The sequence below is a fragment of the Marinomonas profundimaris genome (assembly GCF_000508165.1).
Lineage (GTDB): Bacteria > Pseudomonadota > Gammaproteobacteria > Pseudomonadales > Marinomonadaceae > Marinomonas > Marinomonas profundimaris.
In genome coordinates this window covers 217111-242147 of record NZ_AYOZ01000001.1, presented here as the reverse complement: position 1 = coordinate 242147, position 25037 = coordinate 217111, and the positions used below count along the sequence as shown (strand labels likewise).

General features: G+C 46.3%; 25 protein-coding genes. 13 read left to right on the top strand and 12 right to left on the bottom strand.

Translation table 11 applies throughout. From position 1 onward, the window contains the following. Nucleotides 1–293 precede the first annotated feature (293 nt). Nucleotides 294–1931, bottom strand: a complete 1638-nt coding sequence (locus tag D104_RS20305; protein ID WP_024022456.1) for an NAD+ synthase — start codon at nucleotides 1929–1931, stop codon at nucleotides 294–296. A gap of 73 nt (nucleotides 1932–2004) precedes the next feature. Between D104_RS20305 and D104_RS20300 the strand changes: the two genes are divergently transcribed. Further along, nucleotides 2005–2265: a PP0621 family protein gene (locus D104_RS20300; RefSeq protein ID WP_024022455.1), complete on the top strand. Its 261-nt coding sequence runs from the start codon at nucleotides 2005–2007 to the stop codon at nucleotides 2263–2265. On the opposite strand, the gene D104_RS20295 is transcribed toward D104_RS20300, so the two are convergent. The 5 genes from D104_RS20295 to D104_RS20275 all read right to left on the bottom strand — a co-directional run bounded on the left by D104_RS20295 (nucleotide 2249) and on the right by D104_RS20275 (nucleotide 5451). Continuing rightward, nucleotides 2249–2701, bottom strand: coding sequence for a hypothetical protein (locus D104_RS20295; protein WP_024022454.1), 453 nt, complete (start codon nucleotides 2699–2701; stop codon nucleotides 2249–2251). The genes D104_RS20300 and D104_RS20295 overlap by 17 nt on opposite strands. 5 nt (nucleotides 2702–2706) lie before the next feature. After that, a complete protein-coding gene (locus D104_RS20290; RefSeq protein ID WP_024022453.1) occupies nucleotides 2707–3609 on the bottom strand; it encodes a hypothetical protein in 903 nt (300 codons plus the stop codon). Next, the gene (locus D104_RS20285; RefSeq protein WP_024022452.1) at nucleotides 3606–3956 is read right to left on the bottom strand and encodes a hypothetical protein; all 351 of its coding nucleotides are present in this window, start codon (nucleotides 3954–3956) and stop codon (nucleotides 3606–3608) included. Before D104_RS20285 ends, D104_RS20290 begins: the two co-directional genes overlap by 4 nt. Continuing rightward, the gene (locus tag D104_RS20280) at nucleotides 3953–4465 is read right to left on the bottom strand and encodes a GspH/FimT family pseudopilin (protein ID WP_024022451.1); all 513 of its coding nucleotides are present in this window, start codon (nucleotides 4463–4465) and stop codon (nucleotides 3953–3955) included. Before D104_RS20280 ends, D104_RS20285 begins: the two co-directional genes overlap by 4 nt. A gap of 119 nt (nucleotides 4466–4584) precedes the next feature. Further along, the gene (locus D104_RS20275) at nucleotides 4585–5451 is read right to left on the bottom strand and encodes an alpha/beta hydrolase (protein WP_024022450.1); all 867 of its coding nucleotides are present in this window, start codon (nucleotides 5449–5451) and stop codon (nucleotides 4585–4587) included. 239 nt (nucleotides 5452–5690) lie between these two features. Here D104_RS20275 and pabB point away from each other — a divergent pair, with 239 nt between their 5' ends. From pabB to D104_RS20260, 3 genes are all read left to right on the top strand, one after another. Continuing rightward, a complete protein-coding gene (pabB, locus tag D104_RS20270; protein WP_024022449.1) occupies nucleotides 5691–7115 on the top strand; it encodes an aminodeoxychorismate synthase component I in 1425 nt (474 codons plus the stop codon). Nucleotides 7116–7123: 8 nt separating this feature from the next. Continuing rightward, nucleotides 7124–7774, top strand: a complete 651-nt coding sequence (locus D104_RS20265; RefSeq protein WP_024022448.1) for an NUDIX hydrolase — start codon at nucleotides 7124–7126, stop codon at nucleotides 7772–7774. Nucleotides 7775–7914: 140 nt separating this feature from the next. Continuing rightward, nucleotides 7915–8649, top strand: a complete 735-nt coding sequence (locus D104_RS20260) for a phosphoadenylyl-sulfate reductase (protein ID WP_024022447.1) — start codon at nucleotides 7915–7917, stop codon at nucleotides 8647–8649. Between the two features lie 33 nt (nucleotides 8650–8682). Here D104_RS20260 and D104_RS20255 read toward each other — a convergent pair whose 3' ends face one another. Next, nucleotides 8683–8988 carry a LysR family transcriptional regulator gene (locus D104_RS20255; protein WP_024022446.1) on the bottom strand — a complete coding sequence of 102 codons (306 nt, stop codon included), beginning with the start codon at nucleotides 8986–8988 and terminating at the stop codon, nucleotides 8683–8685. A gap of 111 nt (nucleotides 8989–9099) precedes the next feature. Between D104_RS20255 and D104_RS20250 the strand changes: the two genes are divergently transcribed. Then, complete coding sequence (locus D104_RS20250) at nucleotides 9100–10446, top strand: anti-phage deoxyguanosine triphosphatase (RefSeq protein ID WP_024022445.1); 1347 nt, start codon at nucleotides 9100–9102, stop codon at nucleotides 10444–10446. 85 nt (nucleotides 10447–10531) lie between these two features. Here D104_RS20250 and D104_RS20245 read toward each other — a convergent pair whose 3' ends face one another. Beyond that, nucleotides 10532–11059: an NUDIX hydrolase gene (locus D104_RS20245; protein WP_024022444.1), complete on the bottom strand. Its 528-nt coding sequence runs from the start codon at nucleotides 11057–11059 to the stop codon at nucleotides 10532–10534. Between the two features lie 64 nt (nucleotides 11060–11123). Here D104_RS20245 and D104_RS20240 point away from each other — a divergent pair, with 64 nt between their 5' ends. Beyond that, entirely contained in the window at nucleotides 11124–11351 is a 228-nt protein-coding gene (locus D104_RS20240; protein ID WP_152531130.1) for a hypothetical protein, read from the top strand. A 249-nt stretch (nucleotides 11352–11600) separates the two neighbouring features. On the opposite strand, the gene D104_RS20235 is transcribed toward D104_RS20240, so the two are convergent. The 4 genes from D104_RS20235 to apbC all read right to left on the bottom strand — a co-directional run bounded on the left by D104_RS20235 (nucleotide 11601) and on the right by apbC (nucleotide 15842). Further along, nucleotides 11601–12140, bottom strand: coding sequence for a hypothetical protein (locus tag D104_RS20235; RefSeq protein ID WP_152531129.1), 540 nt, complete (start codon nucleotides 12138–12140; stop codon nucleotides 11601–11603). A gap of 3 nt (nucleotides 12141–12143) precedes the next feature. Further along, nucleotides 12144–13532, bottom strand: coding sequence for an AAA family ATPase (locus tag D104_RS20230; protein ID WP_024022441.1), 1389 nt, complete (start codon nucleotides 13530–13532; stop codon nucleotides 12144–12146). Between the two features lie 607 nt (nucleotides 13533–14139). Next, nucleotides 14140–14724 carry a dCTP deaminase gene (gene dcd / locus D104_RS20225; protein WP_024022440.1) on the bottom strand — a complete coding sequence of 195 codons (585 nt, stop codon included), beginning with the start codon at nucleotides 14722–14724 and terminating at the stop codon, nucleotides 14140–14142. 47 nt (nucleotides 14725–14771) lie between these two features. Continuing rightward, entirely contained in the window at nucleotides 14772–15842 is a 1071-nt protein-coding gene (gene apbC, locus D104_RS20220; RefSeq protein WP_024022439.1) for an iron-sulfur cluster carrier protein ApbC, read from the bottom strand. 223 nt (nucleotides 15843–16065) lie between these two features. Between apbC and metG the strand changes: the two genes are divergently transcribed. The 7 genes from metG (at nucleotide 16066) to D104_RS20185 (ending at nucleotide 24919) form a co-directional block, all read left to right on the top strand. After that, entirely contained in the window at nucleotides 16066–18117 is a 2052-nt protein-coding gene (gene metG / locus D104_RS20215) for a methionine--tRNA ligase (RefSeq protein WP_024022438.1), read from the top strand. Nucleotides 18118–18370: 253 nt separating this feature from the next. After that, entirely contained in the window at nucleotides 18371–18952 is a 582-nt protein-coding gene (gene rsxA, locus D104_RS20210; RefSeq protein ID WP_024022437.1) for an electron transport complex subunit RsxA, read from the top strand. A gap of 8 nt (nucleotides 18953–18960) precedes the next feature. After that, on the top strand, nucleotides 18961–19557 hold the full coding sequence (gene rsxB, locus D104_RS20205) for an electron transport complex subunit RsxB (protein WP_024022436.1): 597 nt from the start codon (nucleotides 18961–18963) through the stop codon (nucleotides 19555–19557). After that, entirely contained in the window at nucleotides 19557–22457 is a 2901-nt protein-coding gene (gene rsxC, locus D104_RS20200; RefSeq protein WP_024022435.1) for an electron transport complex subunit RsxC, read from the top strand. The genes rsxB and rsxC overlap by 1 nt, the downstream gene beginning before the upstream one ends. Before the next feature lie 12 nt (nucleotides 22458–22469). After that, on the top strand, nucleotides 22470–23528 hold the full coding sequence (rsxD, locus tag D104_RS20195) for an electron transport complex subunit RsxD (protein WP_024022434.1): 1059 nt from the start codon (nucleotides 22470–22472) through the stop codon (nucleotides 23526–23528). After that, on the top strand, nucleotides 23528–24145 hold the full coding sequence (gene rsxG / locus D104_RS20190) for an electron transport complex subunit RsxG (RefSeq protein WP_024022433.1): 618 nt from the start codon (nucleotides 23528–23530) through the stop codon (nucleotides 24143–24145). The genes rsxD and rsxG overlap by 1 nt, the downstream gene beginning before the upstream one ends. A gap of 15 nt (nucleotides 24146–24160) precedes the next feature. Next, nucleotides 24161–24919, top strand: coding sequence for an electron transport complex subunit E (locus D104_RS20185; RefSeq protein WP_051997723.1), 759 nt, complete (start codon nucleotides 24161–24163; stop codon nucleotides 24917–24919). Nucleotides 24920–25037: the final 118 nt, after the last annotated feature.

Sequence of the window (25037 nt, the reverse complement as noted above, 5' to 3'; positions counted from 1 at the left end):
TTAACCACATCAGCCTTACCTCCACACAAAATACATTAGCGTTATTTATGACTCACCATAGCAGCTATTGTCCATGTTTATTTAAAAGCTTATCCACTCTCGCGGCTTTATCTGACTGAATGGCGAAGGCGTAATGATGAAAAATGAAAGGCATGTTGACTTGGAGCGTTAGAAAAAGGAAACGCCGTGAACTCACAGAATGATCACGTCAAAGATCAGTATAGAAAAGCGATGTCAAAACAGCCTCACCCTTGCCCCTCGAAAAGGGCAAAGATGAGTAACAACGGCACTCATTACTCGCCGATGTGCCAACCGTTGGTGATGGGATAACGACGATCTCGACCAAATCCACGAGCCGTGATGCGAACACCCGTTGGTGATTGGCGGCGTTTGTATTCGTTCACGTCAACAAGACGAAGTACGCGATACACGGTTTCTCGGTCGAATTTCTTCGTAGCCAAAATGGCTTCCGCACTTTGATCTTCTTCGATGTACATGCGTAAAATCTCATCGAGGATGTCGTAGCTTGGTAACGAGTCTTCGTCTTTTTGATCGGGCGCGAGTTCTGCTGACGGCGGACGTGTAATCACACGTTCTGGAATCACATAACCCAAGGTATTTCGGTAGCGACACAGTTTAAAAACGAGGGTTTTAAACACGTCTTTTAATACGGAATAACCACCAACCATATCGCCATACAAGGTGGCGTAGCCGACGGCCATTTCGCTTTTATTGCCGGTCGTCAGCACCATCAAACCCTTCTTATTCGAAATGGCCATGAGGACAACACCGCGCGTTCGAGCTTGTAGATTTTCTTCTGTCGTGTCGTTACCAAGACCTTCAAATTCTGGCGCAAGCACGTCGGTAAACGCAGACACCATGGATTCTATCGGCAACACGCTGTATTTCACACCGAGCAACTTGGCCTCTTCTTCCGCATCGTGCAAGCTAATGGAAGACGTATAAGTGTAAGGCATCATCACCGCTTGAACACGATCCGCTCCGATGGCGTCCACCGCAACTGCCAACGACAAGGCCGAATCGATACCGCCACTCAAGCCAAGGACAATGCCTTTAAAACGGTTCTTAGTAATGTAGTCTCGTAGACCAAGCACCATGGCTTGGTAGACGCTGGCTTCCACGTCTAATGCTGGCGCAATATGACTAGAAACCGGCTCAACTTTATGAGGCTGACTTTCATCGACAATCATATCTAGACAATACAAACCCGCTTCAAACCACGGCGCTTGCATGACTTTTTCGCCTTTGGCATTGACCGCAAAAGAACCGCCTTCGTAGACTAATTCGTCCTGCGCGCCCATGTAGTTCACATAGACGATCGGCAAGGTGACTTCCGTCGCACGTTGATGAAGCAAGGCTTCACGTTCACCCATTTTTTCGATGTGATAAGGCGAGGCATTCAAGTTAAGAATCAGTTCCGCGCCCGCGGCTTTGGCTTGTGCGATCGGCTCTGGGTGCCAAATATCTTCACAAATACTCAACCCCACTTTTACGCCTTTGATATCAACAAGACCCGCATCGCGACCTTCACTGAAATAGCGTTTGTCATCAAACACAAGGAAGTTAGGCAATTTTTGCTTTGCGTATTCCACCAGCAAACTGCCTTGATAAATCACACCAGCGCAGTTAAACAATTCGCCATCGATACGACGTGGATAACCCACGACCACGTAAATATCACGCACATCAGCCAAAATTTTTGCTAAGGCGGATTCAATACGTGGGTCCAAACTGGAGCGCAACAATAAATCTTCTGGTGGATAGCCCGTTAACGTTAACTCAGGAAAAACCACCACATCGGCGCGTTCTTCGTCGCGGGCTTTACACGCCGCATTAATCACAGATTGGGTGTTTTTCGTGATGTCGCCGACCAGCATGTCCAGCTGGGCCATTGCAATTCGTAATGTCATACAGTTGCTATCTCGTGAACTCTGTTAGAATATGCCCGTTATTGTCTGGAATAACCCAAGCTAGGTAAAGTATATGATCGTACGATTGATCGTTTTTGTTGCTATTTTCTTTATTGGTTGGTGGTTATATCGCCAATTTGTCCTTTTCAAAGGCAGTAAATCGCCAGAGAAAGCCCAAAAAACGGATTCGGCCAAAAAGGACGAGTCGCAAGAAAGCATGGTTCGCTGCGAAGAGTGCCAAACTTTTACGCCTCGCTCTCATGCCATTCACGACCAAGATGCGCGACCATTTTGCAGTGCGGAACATTTAAAAGCCTTCAATAAGAAGCACTAACCCAGCCTTCTGAAAGCAATGTGTCACCACGCCACCACCAGCATCGATATGCTTGCTGGTTTTGGCTGGCACAAAGCCGATAAGACACGACGGTTTCTCCCGTTTCCTGTTGAATAAATTCATCACGTTGCCACTGATAAGACAGGGTCTGTGCGTTTTTCTGCCATGTTTTTTCTTGCCCAAACAGTTCTAAAGCGCAGAAACCGGAACATGGACTCAATGTGGCTGACGAAAACAAAGGCGACAGAACAAACGCCTGTTCGAATTCCGTCCAAATTTGTTGTTCATTCTCAATGTCATTAAGCTGACCTCGCCATTGGTAAGACGCTTGTAACCTTTGCTGATATTGCACCGACACCGTAGAGATGGCCAATAAGAGCACAATAATCGGCAACGACACCCACCCGCGCACAGTACGAACACCAAACACCTTCATCGTTTTCACATTCCTTTTAATACAACAATGTGATTTCCGATGCCCTGACAAGGCGCCAAATAATGCCAATCACCGCCCCTCATTGAATGATAATCTTGGGCAAAAGCGTCTTGCCGATCCAATTTGCAATCGGTTAAGCGATATTGATATTCCACCCATAGCGCACGAAGCTTTTTCAACGAATACTGCCCATATCGTGTATCGATAGAATCCACCAGACCATTGTCATCATCGTCTAATAGCGGAAACACCGACAAACGCTCTATGCCGTTCAACAGTTCCAATGAATTACCACTTTCTTCTGGGGTTCGCCAAAATGCGTTGCTACCTTCTTTGCCAGGAGACACATACCAATAAAAGCCATCTTGGCTTTCCAATATTCCAGATTGCCCGATCGCCAAATCGTCCGTTAACGCTATTTTGCTGCTATGACTACTGACCGACAGAACTTGACCAATATTGCTCAATGCGCAACTTGAGAAGGTCGCTCGGTCGCCCGCCTTCCAATGGCATGATAGATCCGTTTCAAATGGATTACCGGAGACCGTCATCGCGCTCCGACACAAGCCATAATCGGTTCCCTGAATCCAATCCGATGTCTCAGACACCGTGCGAGAAGCAAGCCGAACAGGAGGTGATTCACCAGACTGAATGGTTAAAAACAATGCGCCATTCAACCTACAATTTGCTGGCACCAAACGCGACCATTGCGACTGAAAGTGTGCATCGATGGCGGCTTTGATCTCATGTTGATCTTGGTACGTTTGCGCCAAAAAGTGGCGCTCTTGCAACCGAGCTATCGCGCTCACCAAAAAAGGCAAAAACAACGAAATTAAAGCACAAGCCACCAGCAACTCAAGCAACAAACTGCCCTTTATTTTTACGCGAACGTTCATAAGGCGATTCATTTTTCGCCTCCCAACGTGGCATTCGAAACAGGGTGCAGCGAACCATAAAACCAACCTTCTAATTGACTCCCAGAGCAAGTTTGACAATCTGGATAGGCTTTTTTCTCTTGATCACTCAGCCAAGATGAAGACCCTGTTAACGCCACCATCGCGGCTTGCTTTTGTTGGTTTTCTTGCCGATTTCGTTGCGCCTCCATCTTTTGAATAGCGTTCCATTGGACTTGGTTTTGGCGTTGCGCAAGATGCAAAACAACCGCAAACAGTGCCAAGCAAAGAATGACTTCAAGCATGATCCAACCCCGTTGATGGGATGGCGATAAAAAACGAATGGAAAGCGGCTTTTTCATAAACACGCCTCCGCGCTTTTGGCTTTCGGATCAGACGTATAAAAACGACCGCTTTGGTTCAATACCAAATCGGTTTGCCAAGCGCCTAAGCAAAATTCAAAGGTGCCATTTTGATAACCAGATAAACCGTTGGAATGGAATTCGATTTGCTTTTTTTGCGACGGAAAACCACGCCAAGAGACATTGAGTAAATCATCAAAGACAATGTGCCGATAAACTTTGTCTAAACCACCGAAAGGCACAGCTTGATAGAGAGTAAAACCAGAAGACCAGTGTCCATCGCAATGTTCACCACCACACAAAAAACTGGTTTGACCACTGACAACCGCTAATTGGCGAGCCTGAATAAGCGCGTCCGATAAACGTTTCATCTCTGTTTTTAACGCGTTTTTATCTTGGGTATTTTGACTGACAGTTAGGAATTGCGCGGAACCGACGTACGCTAAAATACTTAAGATAGCGAGAACACATAAGAGTTCGAGCAAAGAAAAGCCATGTTGATGGCCCATAGAAAACCTCCTTGTTTTACCGTTTTACCGTTTTACCGTTTTACCGTTTTACCGTTTTAGAATATTGAACGAGAACGAGCGTCCTGCTCCTTCCCTTCTTCCATTCGATTTAATGCATGTTAATTCACTGAAAACCATTTGTTAATGTGATTCGCAATTTGCCTTGGTTTTTGAAATGGCAAAGAATGATCACAAGCGCTCATGGTTTTGTGCTGCCAAGCGTCGTTTTTCATGCTCAACAATTCGTAATGTTGTTTTAATGCATCGTGACTGAGTTCGCCCGAGAATAAGAACACCTGCTCCGACACACCAATCATGGCGTCTCTTAATTTTGGTTGGTTCGCCATGATTTCAACATGATCTGTTACCGCATCCAGCGCATAAGCAAACCCAAACGGTCGATGCGCGAGACGAGATTGCGTCGTCGCTTCGGCCACGGGGTGCTTGCGACGATTCGGCGACACGCCATCCATAAATGACGCCACGCCCAACTCCACATCGCCGGTGTCATGAATCAATTGAGACGCATGACGATATTTCTGACGAACGTCCATTAAGGTAGACAGGTCTTCACGGTCCAAAGAGGCCGGTTCTAATAAAGCCATTTTTACGTTTGATTTACCTTTTAAACGGCGCTGATAGTTCAAATTAAGCGCCACCAATCCACCCAACGAATACGCCACAATATCAAACGCATCCCATTTCACATGGGTTAGCAACCCATCGACTTCTTCCGTCAATTCCGCAATCGACACCGCCCCTTCTTTGCCATGCTGATGAAAGGACTCGCCCATGCCTTTCAGGTCTGGCACCAACATCCAACGCCATTGCGTAAAAAACGGCAACATCGGAGAAAACGTAATTTCCCCGGCGACACCAGCACCGTGCAACAGCAAACACGCTCGATCGGTGTCTGCGTTGGGGTTTTCGTAAAGGCGGTACGCTATGTCCGCATTGGGTAAAGAAAGATAAAAAACATCAGACACTTGTAATTAACCTGTGAGGAACCTATCTAAAAGAATACAATGTTTATCAAATAGAAAACGACTGCATTGAGACCTTGCGCACTGTGTTTCGAACGAAACCAAAACGAATAAGCAAATAGACAACAAAACGAAAATCATGATGCATAAATGAACATCTAGAGTCTATTTAAACTTCGTCTTGATCAGATTAAACAACGTATTGGCCAGCGCAGATCTCATATTACTAGGTATTAAAATAAATGTCAGAAATCGAACAGGTAAACCTCCCTTATCAGGCGTCTTTATTGTCTTTCTTTTCTGCCGTAAGAGACTTGCCCTACCCTGCACTGCTCGACAGTAACCATGAACATTTCCCAGATACCCAATACGACATAGTCGTGGCCAACCCACTGGCGCGCATTCACCCGCGCGCGAACAGCCAACCCATTACGTGGCGCACGAAACCGCTTTATACATTGAGTGAAACGGAGAACCCGATGTCCTTGATGAATGAGCTCATGACGCTTATTTGCCAAGAACCGTGGGCAAAAAACGCCCCCAAAGACCTGCCTTTTATCGGCGGGTTGCTAGGCTACTATGGATACGAAAGCGGCCATTTTGTTGAGGCATTACCAGACACGGTAAAACACGACATTTCATTAGAACCCCTCAGTGTTGGCCTTTACGCGTGGGCCGTGGTGACGTCTCACAAAACAAAAACGACTCAACTGATCATCGCACCATGGTGTGATCAAGAAGAAGCCGCCGACATTATCAATCGCCTTACCAGCGCCTGTGACGATGTGCTTGTAAAGCACGATTTACATCACGCGAATGCGTTTTCCCTGCAAACGCCTTTTGCTTCAAACATGACAGAAGCAGAATACGCACAGAAATTCGCCACGGTACAAGACTACATTCAATCCGGTGATTGCTATCAGGTGAATTTGGCTCAGCGTTTTTCCAGTACTTATCAAGGCGACACCTTTACCGCTTACCAAACGTTAAGAAACGTCTGTCCAACACCGTTTTCGGCGTACATAGGACTTTCGCCGCAGCAAAGTTTGCTGAGTCATTCTCCGGAACGTTTCTTATTGTGCGATCAAGGTCGAGTAGAATCCAAACCGATCAAAGGCACCGTCGCACGTGGCACAACACCGGAAGAAGACAAAGCCAATGCTAATTGGTTACTGGCTTCCACCAAAGATCGCGCCGAAAACCTAATGATTGTGGACTTGCTTCGCAATGACCTAGGCCGAACTTGCTTGACGGGCAGCATCAAGGTTCCATCTTTGTTTGCGTTAGAAAGTTACGCTAACGTGCACCATTTGGTCTCGACGGTGGAAGGAAGAATAGATCAAGCGGACCACGCCATTCGTGTGTTTCATCAAAGCTTCCCCGGTGGTTCCATTACCGGCGCACCAAAAATTCGCGCTATGGAAATCATTGATGAATTAGAACCCCATGAGCGTTCAGCGTATTGCGGTTCCATTGCCTATTTCAGTGCCAACGGACAAATGGATTCCAGCATTACCATACGAACGCTAGTAGCAGATCATGGCAACCTACATTGCTGGGCGGGCGGCGGATTGGTCGCCGATTCGAAATGCCAAGAAGAATACCAAGAAACCTTTACCAAAGTAGGTAAATTAACCCATACTCTAGAACAAGACTTTTTGAAATAGGCCGTATCATGTCTGACATTGAGCAGTTTTTAAGTGCTCCTCCCATAAACTTGAGCTTGGATGACATTCGCGCAGCTTTAGACAAAGCGCCTTACGCACAACAAATTCATAACCCCGACGAAGAAATGTTCCCCAGTGGTTATGATCTAGACTATCGTTCCGCGGCTGTGTTAATCCCAATCTGGCGCGAACCTGAAGATGGAGAGCTCTATGTTCTCCTTACTCAACGCGCCTTGCACATGCGCAATCATCCCGGACAAATTGCGTTCCCTGGGGGAAAACATGACCCCGATGACGCCAGCATCCAATACACCGCATTACGCGAAACTCTAGAAGAAGTCGGCCTCGCGCCAGACTGTTTCGACCTACTCGGTGAACTGGGCGAGTATTGCACCTTGTCTGGGTATTGCATCAAACCCATCGTGGCAGAAATGACACGGAAAAGTGAATTGAGCCTGTGTGAAGACGAAGTAAAGTCTGTCCATTGGGTGCCTTTACGACACCTACTTACTCCCGAAAACTATCGCTTTAAAAAGAAAAAACTCGACGCTATTTCACGCGGCTATTTCGAAATCGAATACCAAGAAATTCGTATCTGGGGCGTCACCGCTGGCATTCTGTATGGGCTTTATCAAACCTTGGCCAGACACATCCGCTGAACCGCTTTTAAGTCCATTTTAAACACCATTATGAAGCACCTTTATTAACCATTATAAGGTTAGCGTTCTTTCGTCTTTTCCTTCGTGCCTGCAACTTGATATGGTACAACCAACGTAACTTAGAACAGGGTTCACCACCTATGTCTGCATTTGATTTAGCGTCTTTCATTGCCAACAACAAAGAAGACGAAGCACAAAAAATCATCCATAACGCGATGAAAGCGTTCGATAATATTGCCATCTCCTTCAGCGGCGCCGAAGACGTTGTATTGATCGACATGGCTGTGAAAGCGAACAAAAACGTAAAAGTATTCTCACTTGATACCGGTCGTTTACACGCTGAAACCTACCGTTATATCGAACAAGTCCGAAAACACTACAATATTAAAATCGACATACTTTCACCTGATCGTGAAGCGCTTGAACGTTTCACCCAAGAAAAAGGTCTGTTTAGTTTTTTTGAAGATGGCCATAAAGAGTGTTGTGGGGTTCGTAAAGTTCAGCCTCTTAAACGCAAACTGGCCACGCTCAACGCTTGGATCACCGGCCAACGCAAAGATCAAAGCCCTGGCACTCGTAACGTTCTGGCGTTTGCCGAAAAAGACAGCGCGTTTAGTACCGATGAAAAAGACCTGTTCAAATTCAATCCGCTGGCGAACTGGTCATCGGAAGACGTTTGGAACTACATCAAAATGTTTGATGTCCCGTACAATGAACTGCACGTAAAAGGCTTTACGAGCATCGGTTGCGAGCCTTGTACTCGCGCTGTTTTACCGAATCAGCATGAACGAGAAGGTCGTTGGTGGTGGGAAGAATCTGAACACAAAGAATGCGGTTTGCACATTGGTAATTTAATACCGACGGCGCAACAGTAAACCGTGATTTTTCATAAAAATGGCTGATATGCATCAGCCATTTTTGTTTTCATCCTTGTCACTACTTGGTGTTGCACAAACACAAGCTTGCCATGATCTGGTGAAACTGTCGTAACACGTTTCTAACTCTTTCACATGGCGAAGTAAAACCTTACCTGCTTCCGTCATCTCGGTCGTACGACCACGACGAATCAACAACGACTCCCCCAATCCTCGTTCTAACTTTTGAATATGCTGACTAACCGCTGGCTGCGTTAGCCCCAATTTCTTGGCCGTTTGGGTAAAACTTCCTGTTTCAACCAAGGCCTTAAATGTCGTGAGATGCTGTGTATTAAACATAAAGATTCCTTATAGTAGACGCTATTATGCCCAAGGCCTTTTTTACGAACATTGACCTACATCGTGTTTTCGTGAAAGATTGATAATTATTGACACAATTGGATTACCAACATGGCTACCGCACAAGATGAGATGTTACCTTGGCACGAAAGACAATCTGGCCACCAAGAATCTCGTGAAAACGACTACCGCACGCCTTATCAAAGAGATCGCGCTCGCATCATTCACAGCGCTGCTTTTCGTCGCTTACAATCCAAGACTCAAATTCTTGCCATTCGACAAAATGACTACAGCCGCACACGCTTAACACATTCATTAGAAGTGGCTCAAATTGGCAATGGCATTGTCCACCAGCTTAAACACAGCTCACCAAAAGAAGCGGACTTCCAAAAATGGCTGGCGGACGACGCCTTAATTGAAACCGTCTGCCTCAGCCACGACATTGGCCACCCTCCCTTTGGCCACGGTGGCGAAGTGGCGCTCAACTACATGATGCAATCCCATGGTGGTTTTGAAGGCAACGCGCAATCATTACGCATTTTAGGCAAACGTGGCTCCTATTCTCCGACGTACGGCATGGACGTGACTCGCCGAACCTTGCTTGGGATTTTAAAATACCCTGTTTTGCACGCCACTGTCGTTGGACAATACCCAGAAAAACCGTCCAACTTTCGCCAATTCAAAGCCTCCAATTGGGCGCCGCCAAAATGCGTTTATCAAGAAGAACAAAACCTGCTGGATTGGATACTGGAGCCTTTCAGCCAAGCCGATAAAACGTTACTGCAAACCGTGCAACGCAAGCAGCCGAATAGCCACGCAAAAGCCACCCATGCGAGCTTCGACACCAGCATCATGGATCTCGCCGACGACATCGCCTACGGCGTACATGATCTAGAAGACGCCATCGTATTAGGCATGGTCACCAAAGACACATGGCTGGAACACCTAGAACCCAAACTTGCTGCGCTCGCGTCACCATACTTAGCCGAAAACCTAAACAGCATACGCACGCAACTTTTTAGTCGGCAAAGCCATCTTCGTAAAGAAGCCATTGGCAGCCTAGTCAGCTGGTTTATCACCTCTTGCCAAGTCGTGGAAAACACCCACTTTGAACACCCATTACTGCGCTTTCAAGTCGGGTTACCAGAAGGCCAACGACAAGCACTAAACCTGTTAAAACAGTTTGAAATGCAGCACATCATCCAACGGCCAGAAGTGCAAATGCTCGTCTACAAAGGCCAGCAAATGTTATTAGAAATGTTTGAAGCCTACACCGCCGATCCGAGTCGATTACTCCCTAGAGAAATCGCCAGCGAATGGCAGAAAAGCCAAGAACGAGGCGAAAATGGACTTCGTATTATCTGCGACTACATGGCCTCCATGACCGACGACTACGCTAGCCGCATGTACAACAAACTTTTTGTACCGAGCTTAGGTTCTGTGTTTGAACCCATGTAGTCAGTCTAACAAAAAATAAGCCTTTCCCTTTATTCAAGGGAAAGGCTTATTTTAAATAGAGACAGCAACGACGCTCGTCAACCTGTCAGCTTACAACCGTCAATAACTCATCCCTAATCAAGCACAACAAAAAGGTTTCCCGCTCAATCGACATGCCTTTTTTGTCGCTATTTTCAATCGTATCGAGATTATGCTTAATGGCATCGTGAACATTAATCCACACCGGTTTCATACCATTTTTGACTTCATAATCCTCAAGGCTCGTCTCGCCTAATTGTTCGTCAATCTCACAGGTGTAACAGTAAGACTTCATCTGCATGACATCGAAACCATCCCTATTCCAAGGCCGAAACTCCTCATACAAACCGAACGCCTCGACGTTACGAATATTCCGCGCCCCCGTTTCCTCCGTTAACTCACGGATCAAACCTTCCGCCTGATTCTCGCCTTCATCAATCCCACCACCCGGTAAGGTGTAATCATCGTAACGCTGGGTATACAGCATCAAAACATCCTCGCCTTTTAAAATAATCCCACGAGCAGCAAGGCGTAAAAAAGAGGATTGATCGAGAGACTCAAGACTGGGATGGATAGACGACTTTAACAAACGCATAGATTGGGGCACTTCGTGAATTTAGATGGGCTGGATAATAACGATTAGCGGGGAGGTGAGCAAATTGGGTTCGATTCAAACACTTTGGATTCCCGCCCCATATTCCGCCCTGCTGGGCGCGGGCTTAATCCCTTTCCCTTTTGCCTTCCAAGGGGAAGGCGGAGGAAGGGGTTGTTCTTTGGGCCTTCAAGTATATTTGTTACTTCTCAATGACTCTGAGCTGCAAGCTCATTCCGCTCCGCTGGGCGCGGGCTTAGTCCCTTCCCCTTTTGTCTTCCAAGGGGAAGGTTAGGATGGGGTTAGTTTCTTCTTCGGGCTATCGCCCAAACGTCTCATTCACTTTACTTAGCATCCTGATTAGCAAGACGACTTATATCGTAAGGCATAGATTGGTTTTGCTGTTCAAGGGATCCTTTCCGTTAATGACTCTGAAACTCCATAGGGTCGCGCAATCGGGACTGATTCGAAGGGGGTTATTATGAAACTCGGAGTCAAAGACAGATATATGATAGTAAAAATGAAGGTATGATCAGATCTCGACTTAAATGATCTTTGTAAATTGTATAGTACTCGCCCAAGAAATCCTCATTAGATCCTCTGGCTTATCATGAGAAGCAGTATACCTAGTAATTCTGGTCTTTCTTTTTTCTAAATTAACGTGTTTAAATGCCACAAAACGAAGACTATAACTACTCATAAAATCAGCCTGCCCAAAGAAATCACTTGCAACAATCTGACAATATTTAAACAAACAAAAACTACCTTTTAATTGCTTGATAATATCACTAGTATCAGAAGCCCCTTTCTTCATTTCAATAAAAACCACTACCTTCTTTTCCTCTGAAACAATTATATAATCTGCTCTTTTGCATTCCCCCTTACTATTTGAGAAAATTTTTCCATTATTAAAATTACTATCTATATCTATTACTATTGCATCATTTGGCACATTATGCAGCTCTAATGATGAGTCCGTAGTTCCATGTTCAATAAGTACGACTTTCTTTCTGTCATAATGATCCTGAAGTGAAATTTTAGCTATATCTTTTATCATCTGGTTAAGAACATCCATATCAGCCACCTATCATTCCCCCCAAACAATTTCATCTTGAATACGAGCCATATCTTCAATTGTATTATCAAAAGATTCTATAGCTATTCCACTTTCATTTGATACTAAGGCTTTCACTAATGTATGACAACGAGATTTTCGCTTCTGTCCCTCAATTGAAACCAAAGATTCCTTAGCAACATAAACACTCAATTTTTCGCCACTTAAAAGCTCTACAGGGCTATATTTCTCGCGCTTTGCTAAAGATTTCAAACGATCACCACTATTATTCAAAAGAATCAAAGTGTTAAATTCTTTTATAATATAATCGCTATGAGTTGTAATAAAAACTTTAATTCCGTGATTCACTAACATAGCAAAAAGTCGAGCTAATTTCCGCTGATTTTCAGGGTGTAAATTCAACTCAGGCTCATCAACAATAAGAATATCACCAACCTGAGCTACATGTCTCAAATAGAACCCTATATCTAATAGTGAACGCACTGCACTAGAACTCTCAACTAGCGATAACTTTATTCGACGATTATTATCAGGAATAAATTGAATTTCATCATCTTTCGATACTTTATATTCACCACCAATAATATCTTTAAAACATCCTAATATTTCAGGATGTTTTTTTGCAAAAAAACTCTCTTTATTTTTAATATTTGGTAGATTCCTAATGAAATCTATATTTCTTTTAACAGGGATGGGGTATTCATTTTTAAACCCACCAAGTAATTTAGAGTAACTAAATTTCGAATCTTTATCGCCTAACATATCCACCAAACGACTTCTAGTGAAATCTAATTCTTTCTGAAAAATAGCTGCGCCAGTTCGTTCTGCACTAGCAATAAATGGCCTTGGGACTTTATCTTTAAAAACTAACTCACGAACAGCTGCGCTTATCATATTTTCAATAAAAGAGCGGGGAGGTAAATCCTCAGAACTTTTATCTACTAATAATGAAATAGTTAAATTATCGTCGCCCGCGTCACTCTTCACTTCTAAAAAAGTTCTAGTAGCAGATCCAGCCTGAAAACTAACACTATTAAGCCTATAATCTTTAGATTTATCTACATTTACAGATAATGAAGATTTATCAAAAAGTGATTCTTTTCCCGAAAAAACCTTATCAATATGTTGTGAAAAAGAAAAAGATGCTTCTGTCAATATTTTATCCGCATCTTTAGCAAAAACTTCAATCCCTACAGTTATTGCCCCTTTATCCATTACTTGAGTAACAATATCACTGGGAATGTCAACAGATAAATCTTTATGCCAATAATCTAAAAAACCATAGGTGGCATAAGTGATGTATGTCTTACCAGTATTATTCTTACCACAAACAATAGTTAAATCACCCAAAATAAGATTAGCTTGTTTTATAGGGCCTAAATTATTAAATGTAATATCCATTGAGCGAAAATCTCTTGAGTTTATAAATAATTATCTATTTTTAGACATCATGATCTAATCGTATGCATTCGTTATTGCTAGGTCAAAGCTTTTATCAAACTATAACCATAGTCGAAAAGATGCTGCTCCTAAAAAATTAAAGCTTCGCTTTCAACGGCGGATCACGGTCGTACCTCCCTCATCGCGCCCTACGATTAGTTACGAAGAAGTCTGTTCGACGCGACGAAGTTGCGCGACTTTATGGAGTTTCAGGGTCAGTTAAAAATGCACCTCCTCATATCATCAAAAACAATCTATGCCTTACGATAAAAATCGTCTTGCAAGACGTGATGTAAAACAAAGTGAATGAGACGTTTGGGCGATAGCCCGAAGAAGAAATAACCCCATCCTAACCTTCCCCTTGAAGAAAGGGGAAGGAACTAGCCCGCTCAGCAGAGCGGAACCAAGCTTGCAAACTAGGAAGCGCTGAGAAGTAACAAACAGAGTTGAAGATCTCAAGATTAACCCCTCCCTAACCCTCCCCTTGGAAGACATAAGGGGAGGGAATTTAGACACAAAAAAAGAGACCGAGGCCTCTTTCTTAAAATAACCAATTTGCAATGAAAAACTAGTTCTCGCCTGAAATCCGGCTACCCACTGCGGTGGTTTGGTTTTTGTATTTCGCGTTTTCACGTTTGTTATAAGGGCGATCGGCGGAGCCTGACATGGTTTCGAAGTTGATGGCGCCGATGGTCATGCCTGGGCTTAGGGCGATGGGTAGTTTACCGCCGTTGAGGAATTCCAGAACGATGCCGCCGCTCCAACCTGGGTCGATGCGGTGTGCGGTAACGTGAACCATTAAGCCAAGGCGCGCTAAGGATGAACGGCCGTCGAGCCAGCCGACTAGGTAGTCAGGCACGGTGACGGATTCTTTGGTGACGCCAAGCACGAGTTCACCCGGATGAATGAAGAAAGGTTTGCCGTCGTCGACAAGAATTTCTTCGCTCATGACGGATTCAATGACTTTGCTGAGATCCGCTTTTGAACTGCTCAAATCAAGATACGGCGCTGGGTGACCTTGAAAGACACGAAACGAGTTGCCCAATCGTAAATCAACGGACACGCCGCTGATGACGCTGTTATCTGGGCGAGGTTCTATAACAATAGAACCCTCGTCTAGGGCTTTGATGATATCTCGGTCACACAAACGCATTACTTTTCCTTAATCGACTGTTTAATCGCTCGGGGCGACGTCTTTACTCAATCATCGCTCATGCCAATGGTCGGCATGGTGAATTGATCGTCTTGTTGGGATGCAAGGGTAGCACCAAGCTTGCGTGCAATCGACTGATAAATCGCGGTGGTATCACTTTCTGGTGCATTCACAACAATCGGTTTGCCCGCGTCGCTTTGCTCACGAATGGCCAAGCTTAGTGGCAGTTTGCCCAAGACATTAACATTGTATTCTTTCGCTAGGCTGGCGCCACCTTCGTCGCCGAAAATCGCTTCATGATGGCCGCAATTAGAACAAATGTGCGTCGACATGTTTTCGACCACGCCCAACACGGGGATTTTCACTTTGTTGAACATTTCAATGCCGCGACGCGCGTCAAGCAAGGCGATGTCTTGCGGTGTTGTCACGATGACGGAACCAGCGACTGGCACTTTTTGCGCCAAGGTCAATTGAATATCACCGGTACCCGGCGGCATGTCGATGAAAAGGTAATCCAAATCATCCCAATCGGTTTGCGTCAAAATTTGCATCAAGGCGCCTGTAACCATTGGGCCACGCCAGGCCACGGGCGTGTCTTTGGTGGTCAAAAACGCCATCGACATGACTTGCACGCCGTAGGCCGTTGGCGGGATGAAAAACTTGTCTTCGCGCACTTGAGGTCGAGTGCCTTCGGCGAAGCCCATCATCATGCCTTGGCTTGGGCCGTAGATATCGGCATCTAGAATACCAACACGAGCCCCCTCTTTCGCCATAGCAAGGGCGAGGTTGACGGTGGTGGTGGATTTACCGACGCCGCCTTTTCCAGACGCCACAGCGATGATGTTTTTCACGCCTTTTAAACCAGCGATGTTGCCTTGTGTCGCGTGGCTTTCTACTTTGTGCTCAATGTCTAATACGATCTCTCGGCTTTCACCTAGCTCGCTTTTAAGACGCGCTTCGAGCGAGGCATGCTCTTGTTGGGCAGGATACCCCAACGTCAGCGTGATATGCAGACGATTGTCGTCGCTTAGCAGAGTCCAAACAGCGCCGTACGGCTGATCGCTGTTGTTGTCGATCAGAGATTCTAATGTTGCCTGTAGTTGGGCGTCGGTTTGCATTCAAAGCTCCTAATAAGGCCGTGATAAGAATAAATTTATATTATGAGCCAAGTGTGGGGGCAAATTGCGGAAAAGCAAGCCTAACCCTTGCACACTGGCCTCTGGGTCTTATAATTACGCACTCTTCGTACTATCCGTGTTTTAGGCTTTTTAATTGTTCGTCATCAGCCCCTAATTATTGATAGAATATCCGACCTTTTTTAATCCAGCAGGCTTATCAAAAATGGCTCAATCGCAACGCAAAATTTTAGTCACCAGCGCCCTTCCTTATGCAAATGGTTCTATCCATTTGGGGCACATGCTGGAACACATCCAAACGGACATCTGGGTGCGTTTTCAAAAAATGCGCGGCCATCTTTGTACTGCGGTTTGTGCAGACGATGCTCATGGTACGGCGATTATGATCAAAGCCGCTCAAAATGGCATCACCTCAGAAGAACTCATTGAAGGCGTTCGCCAAGAACACATGGCCGACTTTAATGATTTTTTGATTGGTTACGACAACTACCATTCCACGCATTCTGACGAAAACCGTGAAATTTCAAACAGCATTTACACTGCCCTTCGTGACAATGGCAAAATCGCGGTTCGTTCTATCGTACAAGCGTACGACCCTGAAAAAGAAATGTTCCTTGCTGATCGCTTCATCAAGGGCACTTGCCCTAAGTGTAAAGCAGAAGACCAATACGGCGACAACTGTGAAGTCTGCTCTGCGACTTACACGCCAATGGAAATGATCAACCCTCGCTCCGTTTATTCTGGCGCGACACCCATTGAAAAAGAGTCTGAGCATTATTTCTTTAAGCTACCAGACTTCCAAGACTTCCTAGCGAAATGGACGCGCAGCGGCACTCTGCAAGACCAAGTGGCGAACAAACTCGCGGAATGGTTGGATTCTGGTTTGAAAGAATGGGACATCAGTCGTGATGCGCCTTACTTTGGCTTTGAAATTCCAGACGCACCGGGCAAATATTTCTACGTTTGGCTAGACGCGCCAATTGGCTACATGGCGAGTTTTAAAAACCTGTGTGATCGTACCGAAGGCTTAGAGTTTGACGATTACTGGGGCAAAGACTCTGACGCCGAGCTTTACCACTTCATCGGTAAAGACATCATCAATTTCCATGCCTTGTTCTGGCCTGCGATGTTGGACTGTGCTGGCTACCGCACACCAACCGCGGTCAATGCACACGGTTATGTCACAGTAGACGGCGAAAAAATGTCTAAGTCGCGCGGCACCTTTATTAAAGCACGTACTTATTTGAAGCATTTGGACCCGCAATACTTGCGTTACTACTACGCCGCAAAACTGAATTCTCGTGTTGACGACATCGACCTTAACCTAGGCGATTTCTTGCAGCGCGTAAACTCTGACGTGGTGGGTAAAGTGGTTAACATCGCGAGCCGTACAGCGAGCTTCATCAACAAGAAGTTCGATGGTCAATTGGCTAGTGACGTGAGCGAAGCGGAAATGATCCAGTCTTTCATCGACGCAGGCGACGTGATTGCTGAGCATTTTGAAAGCCGTGAATACGGTAAAGCGATTCGTGAAATCATGCGCCTTGCCGACGTCGCAAACGAATACATTGCGGTTCAAGCGCCTTGGGTATTGGCAAAAGACGAAGCAACCTTGCCAAAAGTTCAGGACGTTTGTACGGTTGCCTTGAACTTGTTCAGCATCTTAGCGACCTACTTGAAGCCCGTCATGCCGAACATGGTGGCCGACGCCGAAGCGTTCCTTGGCAAAGCGTTAACATGGGACAACCGCAGCGAATTGTTGTTTGGCAAGACAGTCAACAAATTCAAACCACTTATGGGCCGTATTGAGCAAACTCAAATTGATGCCATCATCGAAGAAGGCAAGGTAGAAGCCGCTGCAGAAGCCGCCACAAAAGAAGCCGCGCAACCAACAAAAGTCGAAACGGAACTGAGCAAAGAGCCAATCGAAGCAGAAATCAATTTCGATGACTTCGCCAAAGTCGATTTGCGCATCGCTTTGATTGTTAAAGCCGAGCATGTTGAAAAAGCCAATAAGTTACTAAAATTGACCTTGGACATCGGTGGCGAAACACGCACTGTGTTCTCTGGTATTAAGTCCGCTTATAAGCCAGAAGATTTGGAAGGCAAACACACTGTGATGGTGGCTAACCTTGCACCACGCAAAATGAAATTTGGCCTGTCCGAAGGCATGGTGTTGGCCGCTGGCCCTGGTGGTGAAGAGATTTACCTTCTAGAACCGCATGCTGGTGCGAAACCTGGCCAACGCGTGATGTAACACGCGAAATGGTTGTAATGATGTGGCTCCATTTGTTGAGAATCATTCTTAATAAGTGGAGCCTCAGTGTTTTACCGTTAGCATAATTAAAATCTATATAATGAAATCCTATTATCTATATTCTAAATCGGACTATATTTCAGCCTCTTTTAGTTTTAATAGTTATAAGCTACTTGGTATAGTTACGATCTTTGGTATATAGGCGCATTCGCCTCTACTCTTTGAACTCATCGAATACTTTTTTGGACTTGAGATGACTGAATATCTCCTAATACTGGTCAGTACCATTCTGGTTAACAACTTTGTACTGGTACAGTTTTTGGGACTTTGTCCTTTTATGGGCGTGTCTGGGAAACTGGAAACCTCCATTGGCATGGCCATGGCAACGACGTTTGTTTTAACGCTGTCGAGCCTGTGTAGTTATCTCACTTACACCTATATACTCCAGCCCTTTGGTCTTGAGTACTTGCAAACCATTTCCTTTATCTTGGTGATCGCCGTTGTCGTGCAGTTCACTGAAATGGTAGTGCGTAAAACCAGCCCGCTTCTTTATCGTGTCCTTGGTATTTTCTTACCGCTTATCACCACCAACTGCGCTGTATTGGGCGTGGCGCTGCAAAACATCAGTAAGCAAAACGGTTTTGTCGAATCCATTTTGTATGGCTTCGGCGCGGCGGTGGGGTTTTCTTTCGTATTGATTCTGTTCTCTGCCATGCGCGAACGCATTAACGTAGCAGACGTACCAACGGTGTTTAAAGGCTCTGCGATTGGCATGATTACCGCTGGTCTAATGGCGCTTGCCTTCATGGGCTTTACCGCCCTAGTGCAGATTTAGGAGCCGTTATGTTGACCGTTTTACTCGCTATCGGAATCTTGGTGCTGTTGTCGCTTATTTTTGGCGCTATTCTGGGTTACGCCAATGTTCGCTTTCATGTAGAAGGCGACCCTATTGTTGACCAAATCGACGCCATTCTTCCGCAAACTCAATGTGGTCAATGTGGTCATCCCGGTTGCCGACCTTATGCCGAAGCCATTTCCAATGGTGAAGCCATTAACCATTGCCCTCCTGGCGGGCAAGCGACCATTCAAGCTTTGGCCGACTTATTAGACGTCGAAGCCATTCCATTAGACGGTGACCACGGCACAGAAACCGCAAAACGTGTGGCGGTGATTCGTGAAGACGAATGCATCGGTTGCACTAAATGCATTCAGGCCTGTCCTGTTGACGCTATTTTAGGCGCGGCAAAGCAAATGCACACCGTGATTGCCGACGAATGTACCGGCTGTGACCTGTGCGTAGAACCTTGCCCTGTAGATTGTATAGATATGGTAGAAGTCGGCGTGACAGCAAAAACTTGGACATGGAACAAACCGCAAGGCATCGCGGAAACCTCGCTGAACATTATTGCTACTGACCGCCAAGCGGAGGTGGTTCACTAATGCAAACTGCGACTATTTTTTCGTTTCACGGTGGCATTCATCCACCTGAAAACAAAGCCCAATCACTGCAACTGCCATTGGGCAAACCAAGCCTACCACGCGAGCTTATTCTGCCGCTTGGACAACACATAGGTCAAAGCTCTCGCCCTTTAGTCAAAGTGGGTGACAGCGTGTTAAAAGGCGAAACCATTGCCATTAACAACGGTTTTCTAAGCAGCTTTTTACACGCGCCAACGTCTGGCACTGTTTCCGCCATTGAAGAGCGATTGATTGCTCATCCGTCTGGTCTAAGCGATCTTTGCATTGTGATCAAACCCGATGGACAAGACACTTGGACCACGCTTGCGCCTCTCTACGACTGGCAAGAAAACAGCCGCACAGACGTGCTCGCCTATTTGTCCGAAATGGGCATTGTCGGCATGGGTGGCGCTGGCTTTCCGACGCAAGTAAAACTGCAAGGCGCTCACAAAAATCCACTGACGCATTTCATTATCAATGCGGCAGAATGCGAACCTTATATCACCGCAGACGACATGCTGATCCGCGAGAAAACCTTAGAATTGGTGTTGGGCATTGAAATACTCCAACACTTGGTAGAAGCAGACAATGTCGTCATTGGTATTGAAGACAACAAACCAACGGCCATTGCGGCGCTAAAAGCGTTAATCACTCAGCGCAAAAGCAAAATTCAACTTGCCGTTGTGCCAACCAAATACCCTTCTGGCGGTGAAAAACAGCTAATCCAATTGCTCACCGGCAAAGAAGTACCCAGCGGACAATACCCAGCGGACATCGGCATCCTTTGCCAAAACGTCGGGACTTGTGTCGCGGTTCACGATTCAATTTACCTTGGCAAGCCACTGATTTCACGATTTACCACCTTGACCGGCGATGCATTAAACGCACCGCAAAACGTTGAAGTATTACTCGGCACGCCAGTTGCGCATCTATTAGATTACGCCGACTCCGCTGCTGACAAACTGCACCGATTGGTGATGGGTGGCCCGATGATGGGCTACACATTGGATTCCGCCGCGGTGCCAATTGTCAAAACCAGTAACTGTATTTTGGCCGCCAGCAAAAAAGAGCTGCCTGCGCCCGCACCAGAACAAGCGTGTATTCGCTGCGGCATGTGCGAACAGGCCTGCCCTGCCAGTCTGTTACCTCAGCAATTACTTTGGTTCAGCAAAAGCCAAGAACACGAAAAAGCCGAGCATCACAACTTATTCGACTGCATTGAATGTGGTGCCTGCTCTTATGTTTGCCCAAGCAGCATTCCTTTGGTGCAATATTACCGCCACTCAAAAAGCAGCATTCGCGAAGCCCGTGAATCGAACGTGAAAGCCGATTTGGCGAAGCAGCGTTTCGAAGCACGCAAAGCGCGTCAAGACGCCGAAGCCGCTGAAAAAGAGGCAAAACGCCTTGCTCGTCAAAAAGCCGCGCCAAGCAAATCCGCTGGCGACAAGAAAGCCGCGCCTGCGAAAGTGGCCCCAACGGCAGCCCCAATCAGTGATGATACGAAAAAGCTAAAAGTGGACATTGCGATCGGCAAATCCAAACTGAAAAAATTACAGAAGCAATTGCTTGAAGCGCAAGAAGCGGAGCATGTTGAAGACATCAACGCACTTCAACTCCATGTCAGCGAGCAAGAAAAGAACGTCGCCTCATTGGAAGAACAACTAGCAAAAACAGCGCCCGCTGCCACACCCGCTCAAGCACCGGCCGCTGCAAAAGCGCCCGTTAGCGACGAACTGAAAAAAGCCAAGATCGATGTCGCTCTGATTGGCGTGAAGCTGAAAAAAGTACAGAAACAGCTAGAAGCCACGCCAGACGATCAGGAACTTAAAGACAAAGTCGCCAGTTTTGAAGCCGATTTAAGCAAGGCACAGGCCGCGTTAAGCGCATTAGGCGCGAGTACGCCTGCCGCCGCCGCACCAAAAGCCGCCATTAGTGACGACTTGAAAAAGCTCAAAATTGACGCCGCCATCGCCAAAGCAGCCGTGAAGAAAGTCGAGAAAGCCCTTAAGAAAGCAGAAGAAATTCAAGCGCCAGAAATCGATGCTATTCGTCAGCAATTACAAGAAGCACAAAAAAGAGCAGACGATCTAGAGAAAGCGCTCCTGAATCCTGTTTCGACAGCGGCTCAACCAACGGCTAAAACAAACGAGACTGCGACAAACCTTGACGCCGATGCCGCGAAGAAACGCAAAATCGATCTCGCCATTGCCAAAGCAGGCATCAAAAAGGCCGAAAAGAACATCGCCCTATTGAAAGAGCAAGGCAAAGACGAAGCCGAAATCAAGGCATCGGAATGGCCACAAAAGCTGATCGAGGCGCAAAATAAGCTCGCGGCTCTTGAAAAGGAACAAGAAACGGCGGCACCTATCACCACAGCGCCGACGGTTTCACCGGCTGCGCCTGCTGACGCCGATGCCGCGAAGAAACGAAAAATTGACCTCGCCATTGCCAAAGCGGGCATCAAAAAGGCCGAAAAGAACATCACCCTCTTGAAAGAGCAAGGCAAAGACGAAGCCGAAATCAAGGCGTCAGAATGGCCACAAAAGCTTGCCGACGCGCAAGACAAGCTCGCTACGCTTGAAAAAGAACAAGGTGCAAACAGCGACACTGCGACAGTCAAATCAGCCAAGCCAGAACCTAAGCAAGTCGAAGCAAAGGCCGAATCTATTGCAACGCCTGAAGCAGATGTGGCCACTCAGGTGAAAAAACAAAAAATAGCCGCCGCCATGGCGAAGGCGCAAATCAACAAATTAACCAAGCGCTTAGAAAGTGCGCCTGAAGACGCTGAATACATTCAGCAAGAAATAGAGGCCACACGTCAAAAACAACAAGACGCCGAAGCCTTGTTAGCGCAACTCACTCATTCGCAAGACAATACGTAAGAGAATCGTTCGATGGCATTATTGAGGATTACTTCACCCCATACACAACGCGCAGGACATCGCACAGCTTGGGTGATGCAAATGGTCATTTTAGCGACCATTCCTGGCATTATTGTGCAATCTTGGCTATTTGGCTGGGGCACGTTAATCAACTTGGTGATCGCTTGTATCACGGCATTGGCCAGTGAAGCCGCTATATTGGCCATACGTCGTCGTGCCGTCGGCTTTTTCTTAAAGGACTACAGCGCACTGCTCACTGCCGTTTTGTTGGGCGTTGCATTGCCGCCGATCGTACCTTGGTGGGTAACGGTAACGGCTGTGGGTTTTGCGATCATTTTCGCCAAACAACTTTATGGCGGTTTGGGCAATAATCCATTCAACCCTGCCATGGTAGGTTATGCGATTGTTTTGGTGTCATTTCCGGTTCCAATGAGCCAATGGCTCGGCGTACAAGACATCATTGCGTCCGGCAACACCTTGTCTTTCATGCAAAGTCTTCAGGCTATTTTCCACCATCTTCCTGCGGTCGATGCCTACACCATGGCGACGCCGTTAGATGGCTTTAAACACAAAGATTTATTAGACAGCCAAACGGCATTCAGTACGATTCCTGCATTACAAGCGGCCAGCCTAAACAGCTGGCTGTGGGTCAATCTGGCGTATCTTGCCGGTGGTTTGGCCTTGCTTTGGTTGCGCATTATCACTTGGCACACACCAGTAGCGCTGTTGGCGGCCCTGTTTGTGATGGCCACTGTGTTTCATCTTATTGATCCAAACAATACTGCCACGCCACTGTTCCATCTGACGACTGGCGCCGCGATGTTTGGGGCTTTCTTTATCGCCACTGACCCTGTGTCGTCTTGTACCAGTAACCGTGGCAAGCTGATTTACGGCGCTGGCATTGCCATTTTAATTTACATTATTCGCTCTTGGGGCGGTTACCCTGATGGCGTGGCTTTCGGTGTTTTGCTGATGAATTTCGCCGCACCATTGATCGATTACTACACACAACCAAGAACTTACGGTCATAAAAAAGCCAAAACGGGCCTTAAAATTGGGGAAGATAACTAATGGAATTATTTGCCTCTGTTCGACGTAATAGTCTTGGTTTGGGCATTTTTGCTGTGTTAACAGCAGGTCTGATCGCCATTACGCATCAGCTCACTGACCACACAATCAAGGACAATATACTTGGCGCGCAAATCGCTGCGTTCAATGAAATACTGCCTGCGGATTTGTATGAAAACGACTTAACTCAAGATGTAGCGACCTTAGCCGCCGACCCTTTACTGGGCAGCGAAGAAGGCATCAAGATTCACATCGCTCGAAAAGACAATATGGTTACTGGTATTATTTTCGAAACCATCGCACCACGTGGTTATAACGGCAATTTAGACTTGCTGGTTGCCATCGATAGAAATGGCGTCGTAACCGGAAGCCGAGTCATCAGTCACAAAGAAACACCTGGGCTTGGCGATAAAGTCGATCTCAAAAAATCCAAGTGGATTTTAAGCTTTGCGAATAAGTCTCTAAGCAATCCAGCCCTAAAAGGCTGGGCCGTGAAAAAAGACGGTGGTAAATTTGACCAATTCACTGGGGCAACAATCACCCCTCGCGCTGTTGTTCGCGCGGTCAAAAATACATTAATTTATTTTGAAAAAAACAAAGATGCGCTGCTTGCGCGTTAGGATAATTCGATGAAAATGAGCGCCGAAGTCACCACAGACGAATCCACGCAAGACAGCGGCCCTAGCGCCAATTACGCTGAAATCATTTATAACGGCATTTGGAAAAACAACCCCGCATTGGTCCAGTTACTTGGCTTATGCCCTATGCTGGCGGTTACGAGCACCGTAGTGAACGCATTAGGTTTGGGTCTTGCGACCATGGTGGTTTTGGTTGGCTCAAACATTGCGGTGTCGTTAATTCGTAATTATGTGGCTGATGCAGTACGCTTGCCAGCGTTTGTGATGATCATTGCTTCCTTCACCACGTGCATCGAACTCATTATGCAAGCTTATACCTACGAGCTGTATCAGATCCTTGGTATTTTCATTCCGCTCATCGTGACCAACTGTGCGATTTTAGGCCGCGCCGATGCCTTTGCCAGCCGCAACCCCGTACTGCCTTCTGCATTGGATGGCTTTATGATGGCATTAGGATTCATGGTGATCTTGGTAACATTGGGCGCGATGCGTGAACTGATCGGTCAAGGCACCTTGTTTTCAGACATGCATTTACTCTTTGGTGATATGGCCATTCATTGGAAATGGGTCGTCTTCGAAAACTACCCCAATGTATTATTTGCTGTTTTACCGCCCGGCGCATTTATTGGGCTTGGCCTGCTCATCGCAGGAAAAAACTATCTGGATGAACGAGAAAAGAAACGCCTTGCTGTGCAAAAAGCACAAGACGGTCCAAGCGAATCCAAGCGGGTTCGAGTGACAGGGCAAGCAAGCTAATTCTTTTGATAAACTAAAAATAACAACCCCACCCTAACCCTCCCCTTAAAGATAAGGGGAGGGAATAAAGACACAAAAGTTCTAAGCTCCTCCCCCTGCTAAGAGGGAGGTTGGGAGG

Excerpts from the sequence above, each read along its gene's own strand:
- rsxB (WP_024022436.1), top strand. The coding sequence starts at position 18,961 with ATGTTGACCGTTTTACTCGCTATCGGAATCTTGGTGCTGTTGTCGCTT.
- D104_RS20260 (WP_024022447.1), top strand. The coding sequence starts at position 7,915 with ATGTCTGCATTTGATTTAGCGTCTTTCATTGCCAACAACAAAGAAGAC.
- D104_RS20290 (WP_024022453.1), bottom strand. The coding sequence starts at position 3,609 with ATGAATCGCCTTATGAACGTTCGCGTAAAAATAAAGGGCAGTTTGTTG.
- D104_RS20265 (WP_024022448.1), top strand. The coding sequence starts at position 7,124 with ATGTCTGACATTGAGCAGTTTTTAAGTGCTCCTCCCATAAACTTGAGC.
- D104_RS20295 (WP_024022454.1), bottom strand. The coding sequence starts at position 2,701 with ATGAAGGTGTTTGGTGTTCGTACTGTGCGCGGGTGGGTGTCGTTGCCG.
- apbC (WP_024022439.1), bottom strand. The coding sequence starts at position 15,842 with ATGCAAACCGACGCCCAACTACAGGCAACATTAGAATCTCTGATCGAC.
- rsxG (WP_024022433.1), top strand. The coding sequence starts at position 23,528 with ATGGAATTATTTGCCTCTGTTCGACGTAATAGTCTTGGTTTGGGCATT.
- D104_RS20285 (WP_024022452.1), bottom strand. The coding sequence starts at position 3,956 with ATGAAAAAGCCGCTTTCCATTCGTTTTTTATCGCCATCCCATCAACGG.
- D104_RS20280 (WP_024022451.1), bottom strand. The coding sequence starts at position 4,465 with ATGGGCCATCAACATGGCTTTTCTTTGCTCGAACTCTTATGTGTTCTC.
- D104_RS20245 (WP_024022444.1), bottom strand. The coding sequence starts at position 11,059 with ATGCGTTTGTTAAAGTCGTCTATCCATCCCAGTCTTGAGTCTCTCGAT.
- D104_RS20185 (WP_051997723.1), top strand. The coding sequence starts at position 24,161 with ATGAGCGCCGAAGTCACCACAGACGAATCCACGCAAGACAGCGGCCCT.
- dcd (WP_024022440.1), bottom strand. The coding sequence starts at position 14,724 with ATGCGTTTGTGTGACCGAGATATCATCAAAGCCCTAGACGAGGGTTCT.
- D104_RS20230 (WP_024022441.1), bottom strand. The coding sequence starts at position 13,532 with ATGGATATTACATTTAATAATTTAGGCCCTATAAAACAAGCTAATCTT.
- pabB (WP_024022449.1), top strand. The coding sequence starts at position 5,691 with ATGTCAGAAATCGAACAGGTAAACCTCCCTTATCAGGCGTCTTTATTG.
- rsxD (WP_024022434.1), top strand. The coding sequence starts at position 22,470 with ATGGCATTATTGAGGATTACTTCACCCCATACACAACGCGCAGGACAT.
- D104_RS20305 (WP_024022456.1), bottom strand. The coding sequence starts at position 1,931 with ATGACATTACGAATTGCAATGGCCCAGCTGGACATGCTGGTCGGCGAC.
- D104_RS20255 (WP_024022446.1), bottom strand. The coding sequence starts at position 8,988 with ATGTTTAATACACAGCATCTCACGACATTTAAGGCCTTGGTTGAAACA.
- D104_RS20250 (WP_024022445.1), top strand. The coding sequence starts at position 9,100 with ATGGCTACCGCACAAGATGAGATGTTACCTTGGCACGAAAGACAATCT.
- D104_RS20300 (WP_024022455.1), top strand. The coding sequence starts at position 2,005 with ATGATCGTACGATTGATCGTTTTTGTTGCTATTTTCTTTATTGGTTGG.
- metG (WP_024022438.1), top strand. The coding sequence starts at position 16,066 with ATGGCTCAATCGCAACGCAAAATTTTAGTCACCAGCGCCCTTCCTTAT.
- rsxC (WP_024022435.1), top strand. The coding sequence starts at position 19,557 with ATGCAAACTGCGACTATTTTTTCGTTTCACGGTGGCATTCATCCACCT.
- rsxA (WP_024022437.1), top strand. The coding sequence starts at position 18,371 with ATGACTGAATATCTCCTAATACTGGTCAGTACCATTCTGGTTAACAAC.